Origin of the sequence: Roseovarius sp. D0-M9 (genome assembly GCF_037083805.1) — a bacterium.
Lineage (GTDB): Bacteria > Pseudomonadota > Alphaproteobacteria > Rhodobacterales > Rhodobacteraceae > Roseovarius.
The window spans coordinates 35,707-53,185 of record NZ_JBAPKZ010000006.1 but is presented as its reverse complement, the minus strand read 5'-3'; the positions used below and the strand labels follow the sequence as shown (position 1 = coordinate 53,185).

The following is a 17,479-nucleotide window of genomic DNA, read 5'->3' as shown; positions in this document are numbered from 1 at the left end:
CCCTTTTCCTCTGACCTGAAACGAAGGACATGCACAATGTGGGATTTTTCCTTTCGCCTCGGCATCGGTCTGATGCTTCAAACGCTTCCATTCGTCCTGCTGCGCATGGCGGTCTATTTTGGCGCTGCACTGGCTTACGTTCTGGTGACCGGAACCGGCGCAGGCATCGGCTGGGGCGTCGGTGCGCTTGGTGACGATGGGTTTCGCGCCTCGGCTACCTTCTTCGGTGGGCTGGCGGGCTTTGGCATCGTTGTGATCGTGATGTATTGGCTGCGCGAATACATTCTCTACATGGTCAAGGCAGGCCATATCGCGGTCATGGTGGAGCTGATCGACAATCGCCCCATGCCGGACGGACGCAGCCAGATCGGCCATGCACAGGCAATGGTGCGCGAACGCTTTGGCGAAGTCAGCGTGCTGTTCGCCATCGACCAGCTGGTCAAGGGCGTATTGCGCGCGATTACCGGGCTGATCCGCGGGGTGTTTACAGTGTTGCCCATTCCCGGGGTGCGCCAGCTTGTCACCATCCTGCGCGCTTTTCTGCGTGTGGCGGTGGGGTTCATTGACGAGGTGATCCTTGCCCATGGTATTCGAACGCGTGCGGCAGACCCATGGGCCTCGGCGCGCTCGGCGCTGGTGCTCTATGCGCAGAACTACCGTCCCATGCTGAAGAATGCGGCTTGGATCACGTTGTTCGTCTATGGGCTCGGGGCGATCGTGTTCTTCGTCATGCTGGCCCCCGCCGCACTTATCAGCAATCTCTATCCCGGCGGGATGTCAGCCATGGGCATCGTGATCGCCTTTATTCTGGCGTGGTCGGTCAAACAGGCCCTGTTGGAGCCTTTGGCCGTGGCCTGCCTGTTGCAGGCCTACTTCCGCACCATGGAAGGACAGGTTCCAAACCCTGAATGGGACGCCAAGCTGGAAGGCATGTCGGCCAAGTTTCAAAAGCTGAAATCGCGCGCTGCGCCGGAACGTGCGGACCCTGCGGAACCCGCGGAGGCGACCGGATGATCTGGCGTGTCCTTGCCTTGCTTGTCTGTTTTTGGGGGGCACCGGCCGTTGCCACGCCGTTCACCCATGACCAGATCATCGGGTTTTCCGAGGACGGTCGGTATTTTGCCTTCAAGACCTACGGTTTGCAGCGGGGATCGGGACTGCCCCATGCCACTGTCTTTGTGGTCGATCTGGCGCAGAATGCCTGGGTTTCAGGCTCGCCCTTTCGTGCTGGCCGGGACGAAACGGCAATGGCAGAGGTCGAGGCAGCCCCATTTGCCGCGTTGGAGCGCGTGCGGCGTGATGCAATGGATACCGCGCGTCCCATGTTGCAGGATTTGCGCATCCGCCGCCCGGCGACCGTGCTTTATGCGGCCGGGGTCGGGCAGGCGCATCTGGCGCGCGAGGTCACACGCGTTGCCATTCCGAACCCAGACAACCCAACGGCACAGCCCAACGCCGAGTTGTCCCTGAGGCTTTCGGACGTTCCGGTGCCTGCGACGGTCGATTATTGCCCGCAGCCCGATGCGCTGCGCGGCTACCGGCTGGAACTGCTGGGGCCCGATGGCGCGGCGCAGGTTCTGCATGAGGACCAGCGCATTCCGGCCTCGCGCGGATGTGCCGAAACCTACCGGATAGACGCTGTCGTCTCTGCCGGATATCCGCAGCCCGAGACGGCGATTGTCGCGCTGATTTCCGTCTGGCAGCAGGGGTTCGAGGGGTTGGAGCGGCATGTGATCGCGGCCTCAATTCCGCCGCGCGCGAACATGCAGGCCACCCAGGAACCTTAGATGTCACAGACAGACCTGAGGCAGGGGAGCGGCCCGGTCCTGATACCAGCTGATACCTACCGGCCCGCCGCTGCGTTCAGGGACGCTTTTGCCCGTCCCCAAACACCAGATATTTGAAGCTGGTGAGCTGCTCGGCGCCGACCGGGCCGCGTGCGTGCATCTTGCCCGTGGCGATACCGATTTCGGCGCCCATGCCAAACTCGCCGCCATCCGAAAACTGCGTTGAGGCATTGTGCATCACGACCGCGGAATCCACTGCTGTCATGAAGGGTGTCACCACATCCATATCCTCGGCCACGATGGCGTCCGTATGCCCGGACGAATGCGCCTGAACAAAGCTGATCGCCTCTTGCAGGCCCGAGACGACCTTAACCGACAGGATGTTGCTGAGGTATTCGGTGCCCCAATCGTCGTCCGTCGCGGGCGTCATGCCGGGCACAATCTCGCGCGCCTCGGCATCGCCGCGCAACTCGCAATCCCCCAGCGCCTCGGCGAGGCGGGGCAGAAAATCGCCCGCGATCTCGCGGTCGACCACGGCGCATTCCGTCGCGCCGCAGATCCCGGTCCGGCGCATCTTGGCGTTCTGCACGAGGCCGACGGCCTTTTCGAGGTCGGCGCTGGCATGCACATAGGTATGGTTGTTGCCATCAAGATGCAGAAGCGTCGGCACGCGCGCCTCCTTTTGCACCAGCGAAACAAGGCCCCGCCCGCCGCGCGGGATGACCAGATCGACCAGATCGGTGCTGTGCAAGAGCAGCTTGACCGCCTCGCGGTCGCGTGTGTCGACCAGTTGCACCGCGTCATCGGGCAGGCCAGCGGCGCGCAGCCCCTCGGCGAGGCACGACACGATGACGCGCGAGGAATGCAGGCTCTCGGAGCCGCCGCGCAAGATCACCGCGTTGCCGGATTTGACGCAGAGCGCGCCCGCGTCCGACCCGACATTCGGCCGCGACTCGTAGATCATCGCGATCACGCCGATCGGCACGCTGACCCGGTTGATCTTGAGCCCGTTGGGCCGATCAAAGGTGGCCAGCACCCGGCCCAGAGGATCGTCCTGCGCCGCGATGGCGTCGATCGCATCGGCCATCCCGGCCACGCGCTCTTCGGTGAGGGTCAGGCGGTCGATGAACGCGGCGTCCTTGCCGGCATCCTTCACGCTGTCGCAATCCTTGGCATTCGCTTCGAGAATTTCAGGCGCGCGGGCGCGCACGGCCTTGGCCGCCTCGGTCAGCGCATTGTTGCGCTGCTCGGCGGTGGTGCCTGCCAGATCCTGCGCCGCCGCCTTGGCCCGCTGGCCAAGATCCGCAACCAGTGCTGCAATGTCTGCCTTGGCCTTTGGCGTATCGGTGCTCATGTCGTTCATTCTCTTGTCTCCTCTCGTCGGCCTAAGGGGCCGTTTTCATGCTGGGCTGCGCGTGGTGACGCCGCGCGCCCGTTACCTGATGAGGTGGGATTGCGCGGCGTCCATCGCAAGGCAGCCACCGGACTGCGTGCATTGGTTTGGACAGGGCATACCGTAAACGGATGCCGCTGACAGCAAGTTTCATGTCGTTTTTGGGATAATTATTGGCCAGATCATCACAGAACATGTTTTGCGCGCGCTCTGAGCCGCGGTTCAGGCTGCGCCGTGGACGGCCGGGGCGGGCGTCCGGGCCGGGCTGGCCAGAAAGCGCCGCAGCGGTGCGCTGCTGTCGGGGTCGCGCTTTGCCTCCAGCTCGAGAAAGGCGATGGCGACCACCTCATGCTCGGTCATCCGCTTGAGAATGGGCAGGTCCTGCGGCGGTGCCATCCGTTCGAGCCGCTCGAAATCAGCGATGTATCCGGGAAAGATCCTGCGCATGTCGGCGATCATTCCGTCCCAATCCTGCGGGCCGGTGGCGACCGTCGCTGTCCCTTCGGCGTGAAGGATCTCCACGCCACGCGGGGTGAGGCCATGGCGTTCCAGCAGCGGCGCGACGATATCGGCGGTGTGCGCCTCGACCTCGGCCAGAAGAGCCATCTTGGCCTTGTGATCGGGGTCGTCGCACAGATCCGCCAGCGCTTTGAAATAGGCGATGCCGCCGATTTCCTCCTCATAGTAGGCGAGCAACGTCTTCAGGTATCCCGGCTCGGCCTTCTCCGATCGCTCGGACGGAATGGGGCGGGGCGCGCTATCGGCCACATCCATGCGGTCGAACCTGAGGGGCAGATCGGCGTCCTGCGTGGTGTCCAGCTCGGCTGCAAAGCGGTGCCCGGCATGGACGGCGGCGGCGACGATGGACGGCGCCTCGCAATCCCCGATCCGGCTCAGACTGAAGGGCAGGCGCGCGGCATCGCCGTCCACCGTGGCGAGGATCTGGTGATAGAGGTCGTCATTCGGGCGGCGCTGCGTGGCCAGCACGGCTGCCGCGGCCTGGAGGCGGCGCGCCCTGCCTGTGTAGGCGCATTCCAGCAAAGCCTGCGCACCGTCGAAGGCAGTCAGCGTATGCGCGGTGACGATCTCGATCCCTTTTTCCATCATTTGCGTGCGGATGCGCCAACGCTCGGAGGTATTTCCGGCCCAAGCGGAAACGCTGTCCTCGGCAGTGACATAGGTGACGTGGGTGCCGGCATCCGCCAGCGCCTCGGCGATGAGGCCGCCCATGTAGTAATTGTCGCCGTCAAAGACCACGCATGGCCCGTCGGGCAGGGTGCCATCCATGATGTCGTCGGGCGTCAGAACCGCAGCGCCAGCGGTTGCGACGGGCACATAGGACTTGCCGTCGAAACGGTCACGCCGCCATGTCGCGCCAGTCGCGATGGCGACATGATCGGCCTCCACGGCAAGGACATCCTCCGCGCTCAGCCGGCTCTCGCGAAAGACTTCGACATTGGGCAGTTTGGCCAACTGGCCCTCGCGGTAGTCGCGCACGCGGATGTATTCGCCCATGCCCGGCAGAGCCGCCTCGCGGGGCACGCGCCCGCCCAGGACGCGCGTTGCCTCGGCCAGCATCACATCATAACCGCGCATCCCGGTGGCGCGCGCCGCCTCAAGGCCCGCAGGCCCTGCGCCGACGATCAGCACGCGGGCGTCCGCCCCTTTGGCCTCCATCCGCTCGGGGTGCCAGCCGCGCCGCCATTCCTCGCCCATGGTGGGGTTTTGCGTGCAACGGATCGGCACGCCAAGGCTGTCGCCCGAGTAGCAGATGTTGCAGCCGATGCACTCGCGGATGTCTTCGGGGCGGCCCTCGGCGATCTTGTTGGGGATGAAGGGATCGGCAATCGAAGGCCGCGCCGCGCCGATGAAGTCGGTGATGCCGCGCTTGATCTGGCTGGCCATCGTGTCGGGCGAGGTAAAGCGTCCGACAGTGACGACAGGCACGTTCGTTACGGATTTGACCCATGACATATAGGGCTCCAGCGCGCCCTCGCAGGCAAAGCGCGACATGCCCATTTCCAGCGAATAATCGGCGATGTTGATGTCCCAAAGGTCGGGCATATGCGCCAGCCGCTCGAACATCTCGCGCCGGTCGCCGTATTCGGGCACGCCGTCCGCGCCGATGGTCTCATCTGCCTTGAACCGCACAGCGACGGCGCAGCGATCGCCCACGGCCTCCTTGGTCTCTTCGATCAGCTCGCGGGTCAGGCGCAGGCGGTTGTCGAGGCTGCCGCCGTATTCGTCGCTGCGGGTGTTCATCACCGGGTCAAGGAAGTTGGCCAAGAGGTAGCCATGCGTGGCGTAGACATAGACCACGTCAAACCCTGCGTCGCGCGCCCTCAGTGCGGCCTTGCGGTGCCAGCGGCGCAGGTTGCGAATGTCGGTCTTGTCCATGGCGCGCGTCTGGAACGGGTGGCCTGCCAGATTGGGCAGGCTGGCCACATCCATCGCGGGCAAGCGCGAGAAGAGGTTCGGTGAGCGCGCCCCACCATACCACAGCTCGGCCCCTGCCAGCGCGCCATGTTCATGCACCGCATCCGTCATCAGGCGATTGGCGCGAATATCGCTGTCATCCCAGAGCGTTGCATGCACCCCCGGCGCATCGTCCGATGTGGGATGGATCGAGTTATACTCGGTGCAGACCACGCCCCAGCCGCCCTCGGCCTTGATCCCGCGCATCGCGGCAAGCGTGCGCGGGCGCAGATATCCCATGCCGGTGCAATGAGGCACCTGGAAAAAGCGGTTGGGCGCAGTGACCGGCCCGATCCTGACCGGCTCGAAGAGGATGTCGTATCTGGGATCACGGGTCATGGCGGCACCTTGGGGGGATTCAATCGGTGGCGAGTTGTGGCAGTTCGCGGCGGAACGGGGCGGCATCACTGGGGGGCGCGCCCAGCTCGCGCGCATACCGGTGCCCGCCATAGACCGCAGCGGCAATGGTGCCGGGGCCAAGACAGTCGCCGATGCGCGCAAGGCTGGGGGCCTCATCGCGCCCGGCCAACAGGGCCGAAACCTCATGATAGAGCGCATCATTGACGTCCCGCATTGTGACGGGAAGAAACGTCTCGCAGGCGATCTCATGGGTGCGGTCCGTGTAGATGCACGACAGCGCGACCTTGCTGCGCCCGACGCGGGCGACGTTGTGCAAGGGGGTGATCTGCACGCCCATCTCGATCAGGCGCTTCTGGATGCGAGTCTGCTCCAGCGTGTTATGCGTCCAGGTCGAGACATCGCCCGCAGGCGTGACCAGCGTCACCTCGTGGCCCTGATCGCGGAGCAGCTCAGCCAGAATGCCGCCCATGTAATAGTGATCGTCGTCAAAGATGACGACCGGGCCGGTGGCCGCCGCGCCGCGCATCACCGCGTCGACGGTCAGGATGTTGGCGCCCTCATCACGCGGGATCGCCGCGTCATTGGCCCGGCCCACGCCGCTGCCAGACCATGTAGCGCCGGTTGCGATCACCACGTGATCGGCGCCGAATTCCAGCACCTCTTCGGCGCTGAGGCGGCTGTCGAGATAGGTTTCCACATTGGCCATCTGGCTGATCTGGTATTCCCGGTAGTCCGCGACACGCTTCCACGCAGAAAGTCCGGGCAGCGCTGATTCCAGCGTCACGCGCCCGCCAAGCGCGGTCCCGGCCTCGGCCAGTGTCACGTCATAGCCGCGCTGCCCCAGTGCGCGCGCGGCCTCCATCCCAGAGGGACCGGCGCCGACGATCAGCACGTTTTCCGCTGCGTGACGTTCGGCAATCCGTTCGGGATGCCAGCCCTTGCGCCACTCCTCGCCCATGGTGGGGTTCTGCGTGCAGCGAAGCGGCACGCCCATGAAATCGCTGCTGACGCAGATATTGCAGCCGATGCATTCGCGAATGTCCTCGATCCGGCCTTCCTCGATTTTTTTCGGCAAGAAGGGATCGGCAATCGAGGGGCGGGCGGCCCCGATCATGTCGAGCATGCCCGAGCGGATCAGCTTGACCATATTGTCGGGTGATGTGTAGCGCCCTACGCCGACGACGGGCTTTTGGGTGACCTTCTTCACAAAGGCGATATGGCTGTCCTGAAACCCCTCATCGGCAAACCGCGAGGTCATGCTGTCATTGTCCCAATCGCTGAGATTGACGTCCCAGAGGTCGGGGATATCGGCCAGCATCTCGACCACATCGCGCCCTTCGCCGGTGGAAGTGAGGCCGGCGGCGCCCATCATCTCCTCCACGCCAAAGCGGATGGCGACGGCGCAGGTATCGCCCACGGCCTCCTTGGTCTCGCTCAGCACCTCGCGAAGCAGGCGGGTGCGGTTCTCGAGGCTGCCGCCGTATTCGTCGGTCCGGTCATTGGCCCGGCGCGACAGAAACTTGGACAACGCGCTGAGGTTATGCGCGGCATAGACGTAGATGATGTCAAAGCCCGCGCGCTTTGCCCGTTTTGCGGCCTCGACATACCAGCGGCGCATGTTGCGGATGTCGGTCTTGTCCATCGCGCGGACCTGCACCGGGTCCATGTATTCGACAGGGCGCGCCGAGGGGCCCATCGGGATCTCTCGGCTATACCGGTTGGGCGAGGAGATGCCGTCATAGCACGGCTCGATCCCCGCGAGCCCGCCATGCTCGTGAATCTTGTCGGTCATGCGTTGCAGCACGGGCAGATCGGCATCGTCCCAGAGCCGCCCCTCGATTGCGGGGCTCAGCTCGGACGAGTGGTGGATCTCGACCTGCTCGGTGCAGACCACACCCCATCCGCCCTCGGCCTTGACCCCGCGCATTTCGGCCATCGACGAAGGGTATTGATGCCCCATGCCGTTGCAATGCGGCACTTGGTAGAAGCGATTGGGCGCGGTGACCGGCCCGATCCTGACCGGCTCGAAGAGGATGTCATAGCGCGGATCGCGGGCGCCGGGGCGGATGATGGAATCTTGTCTGGTCATTGTCGGGCCTTTCCGAGGTTCTGTTTGCGTGCGCTGCATGAGGTGCATCCCTGCGCGCCGCCAAGTGTTTCGATTGCGGCGCGCGCAACGCTTTCGCCGCTCAGGTGGGCGCCCGACATCAGAGCAATGTAGGGGCCAGCCACCGCCTCGCCGGCAAAGAACACCCTCTCGCCCAAGGGCTGCGCCAGCACCTTGCGCGCGGCGGCGCGGCCCGGCCTTGCGGCCGAATAGGCGCCCAGTGTCAGCGGGTTTTGCGCCCAGCCGCTCATATGTCCCTTGACGAAATGCTTGTCGACACCGCTGCCCATCATGCGGGTGAATGCGCCCAAGGCGAAATTCACTGCCGCAGCTTCGCCCGCGCGTGCCAGATCCCAGCCGAATTGCCCGCCGACAAAGCCGACGGTGATGTCGTGTCCGGTGGGAAACGCCAGAAAGAAGCAGGCCTCGGCAGGCAGGTCGCCGGGCACCGCATAGGTGAGAAAATCATTCTCGGACAGTCCAAAGCGCGCGCCGTCGAATTGCAGCGCGATGCGCGTCAAAAGGCCCATGGGCACGTCGGAAATCGCCTGTTGCTTGGCGCTGGGCAGGGCCGGGGTGAATCGGATCGCCCCCGAGGCAAGCACCCCCGTCGAGACGGTGACGATGGCCGCGCGGGCGTTGATGGTGCCGCGCGTTGTCTCGACGCGCACGCCATCGCCGCTCCAGTCGATGCCGGTGGCGGCGGTGCCAAGGCTGACCGGCAGGGCACGGCCCAGATACGCCACCAGTGTGCCCAGTCCCTCATGCACAAGATAATTGACGTCAAACGCGGGATAGGCGTTGAAGTCGGCGGTCGAGAGCGCGCCCATGTCGACGCCGAAATCCATTGGTCCGGTCCAGGTTTGCGCTGTGGCATCCATCGGACCGCCGAGCGGGGCAAGGCTGGACGCGGCCACGTCGCTGCCTGTGTCCAGCGCGGCATAGAGCCGGGCAAAGGCGCGGCCGTAAGCAGTGCGCTCGGCATGGTCCGCGCGCCTGCCTTCGGCGTAAAGCACGTCGCGCGCCGCGCCGTGATCGACCAGTTTCACCCCCAGATCGCGCGCAGCCTGCAAATGCGGCAGGTCGCCGGGCCCCTGAAGCCATGCGCAGCCGTGATCGTAGGGCACCCCGAACGTGTCGCTTTCGGTATAGGCGCGCCCGCCGATGCGGTCTGCGGCCTCGATCACCTGCACTGTCATCCCGCTGGCGATGACGCGGCGCGCGGCCGCGATGCCGGCGGCCCCTGCGCCGATCACGACGATGTCGGGGTTGGATGTCTGCGCGACCAGACCGCGCGGCCACGCCAGTGCCGCCGCCATACCGGCGATCCCGGCCAGCGCGTTGCGGCGGGTGGGCGCGGCGGCCCTCATGTCGCGCCTTCTGCCTGCGTCCCTGCGCCTGTCTGTGCCCCGGATAGCTGGAAATGCATCGGGAAATGCCGCGCGAGGACATCCATGACGCGGCACTTGGCAACGGCGGGCGTCATCCAGTCGGGATAGAGGATCATGCTCAGCCACAGACCGTCGCACAGACACTCTACCGTGGCGGCCAGCGTCTTGGGGCAGATGTCCTTGTAGCCGCCTTCGTGAATGATCTGCGCGCAGAGCGTCTCGATCGCGTCGATACGCTCTTCGTCGAAATCCGTGACCATGTCGCGATAGATCTGGCGATAGCGCGCTTCGCCAAAGAACGCGAACCAAGCCCTCATCTTGGTGGGTGAGGACGTGCTGGCATCGAAACTGGCGGCGACGACGCTGCTCAATCGCTTGGCCGGGGAAAGGGTGCTGTCCTTGTGGCTATGGGCCCAAGCGTCACGGATCTCTTCGGCGAGGCTGCGCAGCGTTGCGGTCAGCAGATTGTCCTTGGATTGAAAATGCAGGCTGACAATCCCCATGGAAAGGCCCGCACGCCGGGTCACCTCCGCCATGGTCGTCCCCGAGACGCCTTTTTGGGCCAGCGCGTCCAGCGTCGCTTCGATCAGCTGCTGGCGGCGCACTTCGGGTGGGGCGTACCGTTGGCTTCTGGGGGCGGTCTGCGTCGGCAATTGCATCTCCTATGCGTCGTTGAGAGGGATGAGGGCCCCATCCGCCCAAGTCAACCAGACCGGGCGCTGCCCGGTGCCGGGCGCGCCGACTTCGATGGTGCTGTTCTGCGACGAGACCGACAGGGGCTGATCCAGGCCGGGCACTCGGATGCGATGGTGGCTGCGCTCGCCCAGATATGTCGTCATCTCAAGGGTGCCCTCGACGCCGGGCGCGCGGCCCTCGGGCCGGGCGGTATGCACGCGCAGCTTTTCGGGACGAATGGCGACGCAGGTGCGGTCGCCCGCGCTGAGCGTGGTGCCCTTGGCCGAAATCTCGATCTTGCCCAGCCCGTCGATCTCGACCGCCGCAGTTCCGGCCTCCCGCGACAGTACACGCGCATTCATGAAGTTCATGTTGCCGATGAAGCTGGCGATCTGGCGGTTGCGCGGCCGTTCATACAGGCCGCTGGGCGTATCGACCTGAAGCACGTCGCCCCCCGACATGACGGCGATGCGGTCAGACAGGGTCAGTGCCTCTTCCTGATCGTGGGTAACAAACACAAAGGTGATGCCCAGTGTTTGTTGCAGGCGCCTGAGTTCCAGTTGCATCTGCTCGCGCAACTGTTTGTCCAGCGCGCCCAAGGGCTCGTCCAGCAAGAGCACCTTGGGCCTCATGATCAATGCGCGCGCCAGTGCGATACGCTGGCGTTGGCCGCCCGACAGCTGGTTGGCGCGGCGCTCGCCATAGCCCTCCAGCATGACCAGCGACAGCATCTCGTCGATCATCTCGTTGCGCCTCGCGCGGGGCAGGCGCTGCTTGCGCAGCCCATAGCCGATGTTGTCGGCGACGTTCAGATGCGGAAAGATCGCGTAGCTCTGGAACACCATGTTCACCGGGCGGCGAAAGGGCGGCACCCCCGACATGGGCGCGCCGTCGATCAGGATCTCGCCGTCCGTGACATCCTCGAGGCCCGCAAGCATCCTGAGCAGGGTGGTCTTGCCGCAGCCCGACGCCCCGAGCAACGAGAAGAATTCGCCATGCTTGATCTCCAGCGAGATATTCTCGATCGCGCGAAAGGCCCCGTAGGATTTGCCGACCTGCTGCACGCTGATGATGGGTTGGGAATTGGCCACTGGACTTGTGCCTCTTATTGGGACGCGCTGTCGTCATCCACCACGCCCATCCGGTTGATCCAGAGCGCGACAAAGACCAGCGCGAAGGACACCGTGAGGACAAGTGACGACAGGGCGAGGATCGTGGGAAACTCGCGGGGAAAGCGCAGCTGCGACCAGATGTACATCGGCAGGGTCGTATCCGTGCTGGACAGGAAAAACGCCATGATGAACTCATCGAAGGACACGGTGAAGGTCAGAAGCAGGCTGGCGATGATACCCGGCAGGACGACCGGAAAGGTCACGCGCCAGAAGGTCCACCAACCGTTTTCGCCAAGGTCCGCTGACGCCTCTTCCATCGAGCGGTCCATCCCCTCGAAGCGCGGCAAGAGCGTGGCGACCGAAAAGGGCAGGCACACGATGAGATGGCCCAGCGCAACCGTATAGAGTGACAGGGGCACGCCCATCCTGCTGAGCAGCACCAAAAGCGCAACGCCAAAGATGATGCCTGGAATGACCAGCGGCAGCATGACGAACCCGATGATGGCATTTTGCCCCAGCATCCTGTGGCGCGTGATGGCGCGCGCGGCCAGCACGCCAAGGATCGTCGCGATGACCGACACGCTGAGGCCGACCCGGACCGAGTTCCACATCGCCTTCCACACCGTGTCGCGGCTCATCAGGTCGACATACCAATCGGTGGTGAATCCGCTAAGCGGGAAGCGCACGTAGATCGAGGCGTTGAAGCTGAAGAGAGGGATGAACAGGACCGGCGTGTAGAGCACCACCAGAAAGATGCACGCATAGATCTGCAAGGTGCGGTTCGGCCGCGAGATATAGCTGCCCTTGCTCATGTCGCGGCCTGCTGTGCGCGGCGTGCGACAAACAGAAACACCAGGCCAATGGCTGCGATCCACAGCATGAGGATGATCGACAGCGCCGCCCCCATGGGCCAGTTGTTGACTGCCCCGAATTGCAACTGGATGAGGTTGCCGATCATCGCGCCGTCCGGGCCGCCCAGCAGGGCAGGGGTAATGTAGTCGCCCGTTGTAGGGATAAAGATCAGGAATGATGCGGCGATGACGCCGGGCATCGACAGGGGCAGGGTAATGCGCAGGAATCGCATGGCTGGCCCGTCGCCGAGGTCAGCCGCCGCCTCGAGCAGCGCGCGGTCAATTTTCTCCAGCGAGACATACATCGGCAATATGGCAAAGGCCGCCCAGGCATGAGCCAGCGTGATGATCACCGCCGTCTGGCTATAGAGCAGGAATTCCATCGGGGCATCGATCAGGCCCGTGCCCATGAGGGACGCATTGATGACGCCCTCATAGCCCAGGATCACCTTCCACGCGAAAACGCGCAGCAGGTAACTGGTCCAGAACGGAAGGGTCATGAGGACGATCCACAGCATTTTCCTTTGGTGCACGTGGAAGGCGACATAATAGGCCATGGGATAGCACAGCAGGAGGGTCGCGACCGTCGCAATGCCCGAGATCCAGAACGAGCGTGCGAGGAATGCGCCATAGATCGGCTCGTCCCAAGCGCGCGTGTAATTGGCCGTTGTCAGAGTGGTGTCGAAATCAAATCCCTGCCGCGTCCAGAAGCTCATTGCCAGAAGGATGAGAAACGGAATGACCACGCCGACGATGAGCACCAGAAGCGTCGGAGACAAGAGGCCATAGCTTTGTGCCGATTTGCTGCGCCGCAGGCGGGCCAGAATACCGGGCCTTGCGGCCGGTCGGGCGCGGTTTGCAGCGGATGGGGCGGCAGCATCGCTCATGATGGGCGCGGCCCGGATGCGGCCGAGGCCCCGCAGGCTGCGGGCGGAGGCGGAATTGGCGCTGCAGACTCCGCCCGCATCCGATCAGAACCCCGCCTTGATCATCTCGAAGGTTTCGTTCATCCGCGTTTCCCATTCTTGGGTCTGGGGCACCTGGAAATGTCCCGCTGAAAGGATATCGCTGGGTTTTTTGCTCAGGCCCAGCGATGTCAGCGTTTCGTCGTCGAAGGCGTCGAACGATCGGGCATTGGAATGCCCATAGCCATAGTCGTTGATCATGAACTCGCCCGACTCAACGCTGAGAAGGGCGTCGATGATCTCGTAGGCTTTCTCGGGGTTGGGTGCGTCCTTGAGGATCATCAGGCCGCAGACCCATGTGAGTGCGCCTTCCTTTGGCTGGGCAAAGCGCACGGGAACATCCTCGGACGCCAGCGTCACGGCAGAGCTGTTCCACGTCATCGCTGCCGCGATCTCGCCCGCGGCAAGCGCCTGTTCCAGCGTGGTGGTGTCGTCGGTATAGACGCGGATCAGTGGGCGCTGCTCGCGCATGGCTGCCGCGATCTTCTCGAAGGCTTCGTCTGTTGCGATGTCGGCGAAATCCACCCCGGCCTTGATCGCGCCGCACCACCATGCATCTCCGCCCGAGGCGAGTGATCCGAGCTGTCCCGCATAGCGCTCATCCCAGAGCATGGACCAGCTTTCCTCGCCCTCAACCTCGAACAGATCGGTGCGATAGGTGATGGAGGTGCTGCCCCAGTCGAAGGGCGCCAGCCATGGCTGGCCGTCGCCTGCATCGTTGCCCTCCAGTGCGACCAATTCGGGCATGATGTCGCCCCAGTTGGACAGGCGCGACGTGTCGAGCGGCGCGAACATCCCCGAATCGACCCAGCGCGTCAGCCCCGCATTGCACGGATGCGCAACGTCAGGGTTAAAGCCGCCCCGTATCTTGGTCAGCGCCTCCTCGGTGCCGCCGAAAATCGAGAAATTGGGCAGCGCTCCGTTGGCAGCCTCGTAGGGAGTGTAAAGCTCGGGGATGTCATAGCCGCCCCAAGTGAAAATGGTGCCCTGCTCGTCCGATTGAGCCATTGCGCGCCGGCCGGTCAGCGGCGTGGCCAGCATTCCGACGCCTGCGCCCAGAAGCGCCCGATTAAACGCCCTGCGCGACAGTTTCCCGCGTCGGACCGCATTGAGGTGATCAACAACATCCATAGAAAGCACTTCCCTTACCCGTGTGAGGCGCATGGCGCAGACATAGGCCCGCAGATGCGCAGGAACCGATCTCCGTCGTCGCAAGGCGTGCAGAACACGAAAATCGACTGAACGGTCGTTCATTCAGATTGTGCGCAGCGGCGTTGCACGTCAAGCTTCATTGCAATCACCATCGGTTTGCGCGCGGGTGTTCAGATGCACCTAAATCGGCCAAGATGCAGAAAGACTTACCTAAACCCGAGGCCGGAGCGCCTTTTTCGAGTGCCTGAAGAAGCAAGGAAAATCCCGCGATGTCAGAGAAAACCAACGTAAAACGAATCATTCCAGACGGCGCTGGGGCCGCCAAGCTGGAGGCGTGGCCAGAGATGGATCCTGCGGCTCTGGTCTCGGGCACGCCGGTTCAATCCGGCTGTTTTCATGATGAGGTGGAGGCCGAGGATTACTCGGTCGGCATTTGGGAATGCACCGCCTTCGTCGATCAACCCGGCCCCTATCCAGTGGATGAATTCATGCTGCTGCTGGAGGGGAGTGTCGAAATGGCGATGCCGGACGGCACCGCCTTCGCCGTCGGGCCCGGCGAGGCATTCATCATTCCGAAGGGCCTTGAGTGCCAATGGAAGATGCCTGGCACCGTGCGCAAAATCTTCATGATTCTGGACGGATCAACGCCCACCTCGGGCGCGGCAGCCGCCAGCAACGACAGCCTGCACCGGATCACCGTCCCCGCGCTTGCCGCAAGGCCCGTGCCGGAGGGCGCTGTGGTGGAGCGGACGACATGTTTCGTGAACCACGATGGCCGAATGCGCGTGCATATCGACAACTATCCCGCGCCGTTGATCGAACCCGTGCCGTGCGCGGGGCGTCATCTGGTTCATGTGCTGGAAGGCGCGGTGAAGCTGGGGGATGCACCTGATATGGCGTTCGGCAAGGGCGACAGCTTCTATCTCATGCCCGGCTCTGCCGCGGCGTGGCGGATCGAGGCGGGCACACGCCTGCTGACGGCAACCTGCGATCTCGATCAGCACTGAGAGCGGGGAGGGGAGGCGACCATGGCCGCTGACACATGCCAAACGCCCCAGATCCAGACCAACCCGGATGTCGTCATCATCGTCGCCGCAGGGCTTGGAACGGCGCGCAAGCTGATGAAATCGGGCCTTTCGGTGCAAGTTGTCGAGGCGGCGCGGCGCCGGGACACTGCCCGATGCGCCGCAGTTGCCATTCCCTGTGGGCGGCACCAAGATGGGCGCAAACTGTGATGCGGGAGGCAGATGATGGATAAGGTTGCGCTGATATCGGGTGGCAGTCGCGGTATAGGGGCCGAGGTGGCGGGCCTTCTGGCGGATGCGGGCTGGCGCCTGTCGCTGGGCCTGCGCCGCCCCGAAGAGGCGGATGCGCGCTGGCGCGATCACCATGTCGCCCCCTTCGATGCATTCGAGGCGAACGAGGCGGCATGGGCCGAGGCTGCGCTGGCGCATTACGGGCGCATCGATGCCGTCATCTGCTGTGCGGGCATCATCGAGGTGCAGGACGTCATCTCGGTCAGTGACGACGCGCTGGATGCCATGCTCGAGGTCAATGTCAAATCCCCCCGCCGTCTTGTGCGCGCCTCATGGGACGCGCTGGGGATGTCCGGCACGGGCCGGGTCGTCATGCTTGCGTCGCTTTCGGGCAAGCGCGTCGCCTCGGCGGCCAGCGGCGCCTATTCCATGACGAAGTTTTCTGCCGTGGCCCTGACCCACGGCATCCGGCAGGCGGGCTGGGACAAGGGTGTCCGTGCCACCGCGATTTGCCCCAGCTACGTCAATACCGACATGGCCGAGGCGATCACCGATTTCCCGGCGGGCGAGATGACCCAGCCGGGCGATGTTGCCCGCATGGTCAAACTGGCGCTGGATCTGCCCAATACGGCGTCGGTGGCCGAGATGGCCGTGACCTGCCAGAGAGAGGCCAGCTACTGAAGCGTCACGGCTTTGGCCTAGGCCAGCGCCTTGCAGAACGCCTCGATGCGGTCCATCGCCTGTGTCAGTTCGGCCTCCGAGGCGGCATAGCTGACGCGGAAATATGGGCTTTGGCCGAAGGCCGCGCCATGCACGCAGGCGACGCCGCCCTCCTCCAGCAGGGCCATGACAAAGTCCTCATCGGTGTCTATGCGGCGGCCGCCCGGCGTGGTCTTGCCCAGATAGGCCGCGCAGGAGGGAAAGACGTAGAACGCGCCCGGCGGTGTGGGGCAGTCCATACCCTCAATCGCATTGAGGCGTGCGACGACCAGATCGCGGCGGCGCTCAAACGCCTTCCGCTGGCTGTGGATCGCATCCTGCGGCCCGGTCAGTGCCGCATGCGCCGCCCATTGGCAGGGCCGCGCGGCGCCGCTGGTCAGCTGGCCTTGAACCAGCGCCATGGCATCGATCAAGGGCTGCGGCCCGGCGGCATAGCCGATGCGCCAGCCCGTCATCGCATAGGCCTTGCTCACGCCGTTCATCGTCAGCGTGCGGTCCTTCATTGCAGGGGCGGCGGCGGCCATCGTGGCAAATGGCGTGACGCCATACACCAGATGTTCATACATATCATCCGACAATACCCAGACGTGTGGATGACGTTCCAGAACTTCGGCCAAGGCGCGCAGATCCTGCGCGCCATAAACGGCCCCCGAGGGGTTGGAGGGCGAATTGAGGATCAGCCAGCGGGTCTTGGACGTAATTGCCGCCTCGAACGCGGCGGGCGTCATGAGAAAGCCATCCTCGGCGCGGGTGGGCACCACCACGGGCACCGCGCCCGTCATTTCGACCTGCTGGGTGTAGCTGACCCAATAGGGCGCGGGCACAACTACCTCGTCGCCGGGGTCGAGCGTGGCCAGCATCGCGTTGGCGATCACCTGCTTGCCCCCGGTGCAGACGATGGTCTGCGAGGGCGCGTAATCCAACGCGTTTTCCCGTGCGAATTTCTGCGCGATGGCCTCGCGCAGCTGGGGGATACCGGGAATGGGAGTATATTTCGTCTCGCCCCGCGCCACTGCCTCGGCGGCGGCGGTCTTGACGTGCTCCGGCGTGTCGAAATCCGGCTCGCCGATCGAGAGCGAGATGATATCGTGGCCCTCGGCCCGCAGATCGCGCGCCTTTTGCGTGATGGCGATGGTCGCGGCGGGCTGAATGCGCGAGAGCGCGGTTGATTTGCGAAACTGGGTCATGGTGCGGGCCTCTTGCAATGCGCGTGCGACCATCGGGCAGTGGCGCCC

15 protein-coding genes are annotated in these 17,479 nt (G+C 64.3%); 5 read left to right on the top strand and 10 right to left on the bottom strand.

Features of this window, described 5'->3' with window-relative positions; genetic code table 11:
- Nucleotides 1–36: 36 nt before the first annotated feature.
- Entirely contained in the window at nucleotides 37–1,014 is a 978-nt protein-coding gene (locus V8352_RS06000) for a hypothetical protein (protein WP_336423363.1), read from the top strand.
- A complete protein-coding gene (locus tag V8352_RS05995) occupies nucleotides 1,011–1,787 on the top strand; it encodes a DUF2259 domain-containing protein (RefSeq protein WP_336423362.1) in 777 nt (258 codons plus the stop codon). Before V8352_RS06000 ends, V8352_RS05995 begins: the two co-directional genes overlap by 4 nt.
- Nucleotides 1,788–1,863: 76 nt before the next feature.
- On the opposite strand, the gene V8352_RS05990 is transcribed toward V8352_RS05995, so the two are convergent.
- The 9 genes from V8352_RS05990 to V8352_RS05950 all read right to left on the bottom strand — a co-directional run bounded on the left by V8352_RS05990 (nucleotide 1,864) and on the right by V8352_RS05950 (nucleotide 14,370).
- A complete protein-coding gene (locus V8352_RS05990) occupies nucleotides 1,864–3,150 on the bottom strand; it encodes a glutamate-5-semialdehyde dehydrogenase (protein WP_336423361.1) in 1,287 nt (428 codons plus the stop codon).
- A gap of 252 nt (nucleotides 3,151–3,402) precedes the next feature.
- Nucleotides 3,403–5,994, bottom strand: a complete 2,592-nt coding sequence (locus V8352_RS05985) for an oxidoreductase (protein WP_336423360.1) — start codon at nucleotides 5,992–5,994, stop codon at nucleotides 3,403–3,405.
- A gap of 19 nt (nucleotides 5,995–6,013) precedes the next feature.
- Nucleotides 6,014–8,104, bottom strand: coding sequence for an oxidoreductase (locus V8352_RS05980; protein WP_336423359.1), 2,091 nt, complete (start codon nucleotides 8,102–8,104; stop codon nucleotides 6,014–6,016).
- Nucleotides 8,101–9,492, bottom strand: coding sequence for a flavin monoamine oxidase family protein (locus tag V8352_RS05975; protein WP_336423358.1), 1,392 nt, complete (start codon nucleotides 9,490–9,492; stop codon nucleotides 8,101–8,103). The genes V8352_RS05980 and V8352_RS05975 overlap by 4 nt, the downstream gene beginning before the upstream one ends.
- A complete protein-coding gene (locus tag V8352_RS05970) occupies nucleotides 9,489–10,166 on the bottom strand; it encodes a TetR/AcrR family transcriptional regulator (protein WP_336423357.1) in 678 nt (225 codons plus the stop codon). Before V8352_RS05970 ends, V8352_RS05975 begins: the two co-directional genes overlap by 4 nt.
- 9 nt (nucleotides 10,167–10,175) lie before the next feature.
- On the bottom strand, nucleotides 10,176–11,279 hold the full coding sequence (locus V8352_RS05965; protein ID WP_336423356.1) for an ABC transporter ATP-binding protein: 1,104 nt from the start codon (nucleotides 11,277–11,279) through the stop codon (nucleotides 10,176–10,178).
- A 14-nt stretch (nucleotides 11,280–11,293) separates the two neighbouring features.
- Nucleotides 11,294–12,112 (bottom strand): ABC transporter permease, encoded by an 819-nt coding sequence (locus tag V8352_RS05960; RefSeq protein WP_336423355.1) that lies wholly within the window; start codon nucleotides 12,110–12,112, stop codon nucleotides 11,294–11,296.
- Nucleotides 12,109–13,038 (bottom strand): ABC transporter permease, encoded by a 930-nt coding sequence (locus V8352_RS05955; protein WP_336423354.1) that lies wholly within the window; start codon nucleotides 13,036–13,038, stop codon nucleotides 12,109–12,111. The genes V8352_RS05960 and V8352_RS05955 overlap by 4 nt, the downstream gene beginning before the upstream one ends.
- A gap of 84 nt (nucleotides 13,039–13,122) precedes the next feature.
- Nucleotides 13,123–14,370: an ABC transporter substrate-binding protein gene (locus V8352_RS05950; protein WP_336423353.1), complete on the bottom strand. Its 1,248-nt coding sequence runs from the start codon at nucleotides 14,368–14,370 to the stop codon at nucleotides 13,123–13,125.
- Between the two features lie 167 nt (nucleotides 14,371–14,537).
- Here V8352_RS05950 and V8352_RS05945 point away from each other — a divergent pair, with 167 nt between their 5' ends.
- Genes V8352_RS05945 through V8352_RS05935 form a run of 3 tightly spaced genes read left to right on the top strand, consistent with a single transcriptional unit; the run spans nucleotide 14,538 to nucleotide 16,205 of the window.
- A complete protein-coding gene (locus V8352_RS05945; RefSeq protein ID WP_336423352.1) occupies nucleotides 14,538–15,275 on the top strand; it encodes a cupin domain-containing protein in 738 nt (245 codons plus the stop codon).
- Nucleotides 15,276–15,296: 21 nt separating this feature from the next.
- Nucleotides 15,297–15,503 carry a hypothetical protein gene (locus V8352_RS05940; protein WP_336423351.1) on the top strand — a complete coding sequence of 69 codons (207 nt, stop codon included), beginning with the start codon at nucleotides 15,297–15,299 and terminating at the stop codon, nucleotides 15,501–15,503.
- A 12-nt stretch (nucleotides 15,504–15,515) separates the two neighbouring features.
- A complete protein-coding gene (locus V8352_RS05935; protein WP_336423350.1) occupies nucleotides 15,516–16,205 on the top strand; it encodes an SDR family NAD(P)-dependent oxidoreductase in 690 nt (229 codons plus the stop codon).
- Between the two features lie 17 nt (nucleotides 16,206–16,222).
- On the opposite strand, the gene V8352_RS05930 is transcribed toward V8352_RS05935, so the two are convergent.
- Nucleotides 16,223–17,431 (bottom strand): pyridoxal phosphate-dependent aminotransferase, encoded by a 1,209-nt coding sequence (locus V8352_RS05930; protein ID WP_336423349.1) that lies wholly within the window; start codon nucleotides 17,429–17,431, stop codon nucleotides 16,223–16,225.
- Between the last annotated feature and the right edge of the window lie 48 nt (nucleotides 17,432–17,479).

Bases quoted from the DNA above. Each gene is read 5' to 3' on its own strand.
- V8352_RS06000 (WP_336423363.1), top strand. From the start codon at position 37: ATGTGGGATTTTTCCTTTCGCCTCGGCATCGGTCTGATGCTTCAAACG.
- V8352_RS05995 (WP_336423362.1), top strand. From the start codon at position 1,011: ATGATCTGGCGTGTCCTTGCCTTGCTTGTCTGTTTTTGGGGGGCACCG.
- V8352_RS05945 (WP_336423352.1), top strand. From the start codon at position 14,538: ATGTCAGAGAAAACCAACGTAAAACGAATCATTCCAGACGGCGCTGGG.
- V8352_RS05950 (WP_336423353.1), bottom strand. From the start codon at position 14,370: ATGAACGACCGTTCAGTCGATTTTCGTGTTCTGCACGCCTTGCGACGA.
- V8352_RS05940 (WP_336423351.1), top strand. From the start codon at position 15,297: ATGGCCGCTGACACATGCCAAACGCCCCAGATCCAGACCAACCCGGAT.
- V8352_RS05985 (WP_336423360.1), bottom strand. From the start codon at position 5,994: ATGACCCGTGATCCCAGATACGACATCCTCTTCGAGCCGGTCAGGATC.
- V8352_RS05975 (WP_336423358.1), bottom strand. From the start codon at position 9,492: ATGAGGGCCGCCGCGCCCACCCGCCGCAACGCGCTGGCCGGGATCGCC.
- V8352_RS05960 (WP_336423355.1), bottom strand. From the start codon at position 12,112: ATGAGCAAGGGCAGCTATATCTCGCGGCCGAACCGCACCTTGCAGATC.
- V8352_RS05930 (WP_336423349.1), bottom strand. From the start codon at position 17,431: ATGACCCAGTTTCGCAAATCAACCGCGCTCTCGCGCATTCAGCCCGCC.
- V8352_RS05990 (WP_336423361.1), bottom strand. From the start codon at position 3,150: ATGAACGACATGAGCACCGATACGCCAAAGGCCAAGGCAGACATTGCA.
- V8352_RS05955 (WP_336423354.1), bottom strand. From the start codon at position 13,038: ATGAGCGATGCTGCCGCCCCATCCGCTGCAAACCGCGCCCGACCGGCC.
- V8352_RS05980 (WP_336423359.1), bottom strand. From the start codon at position 8,104: ATGACCAGACAAGATTCCATCATCCGCCCCGGCGCCCGCGATCCGCGC.
- V8352_RS05935 (WP_336423350.1), top strand. From the start codon at position 15,516: ATGATGGATAAGGTTGCGCTGATATCGGGTGGCAGTCGCGGTATAGGG.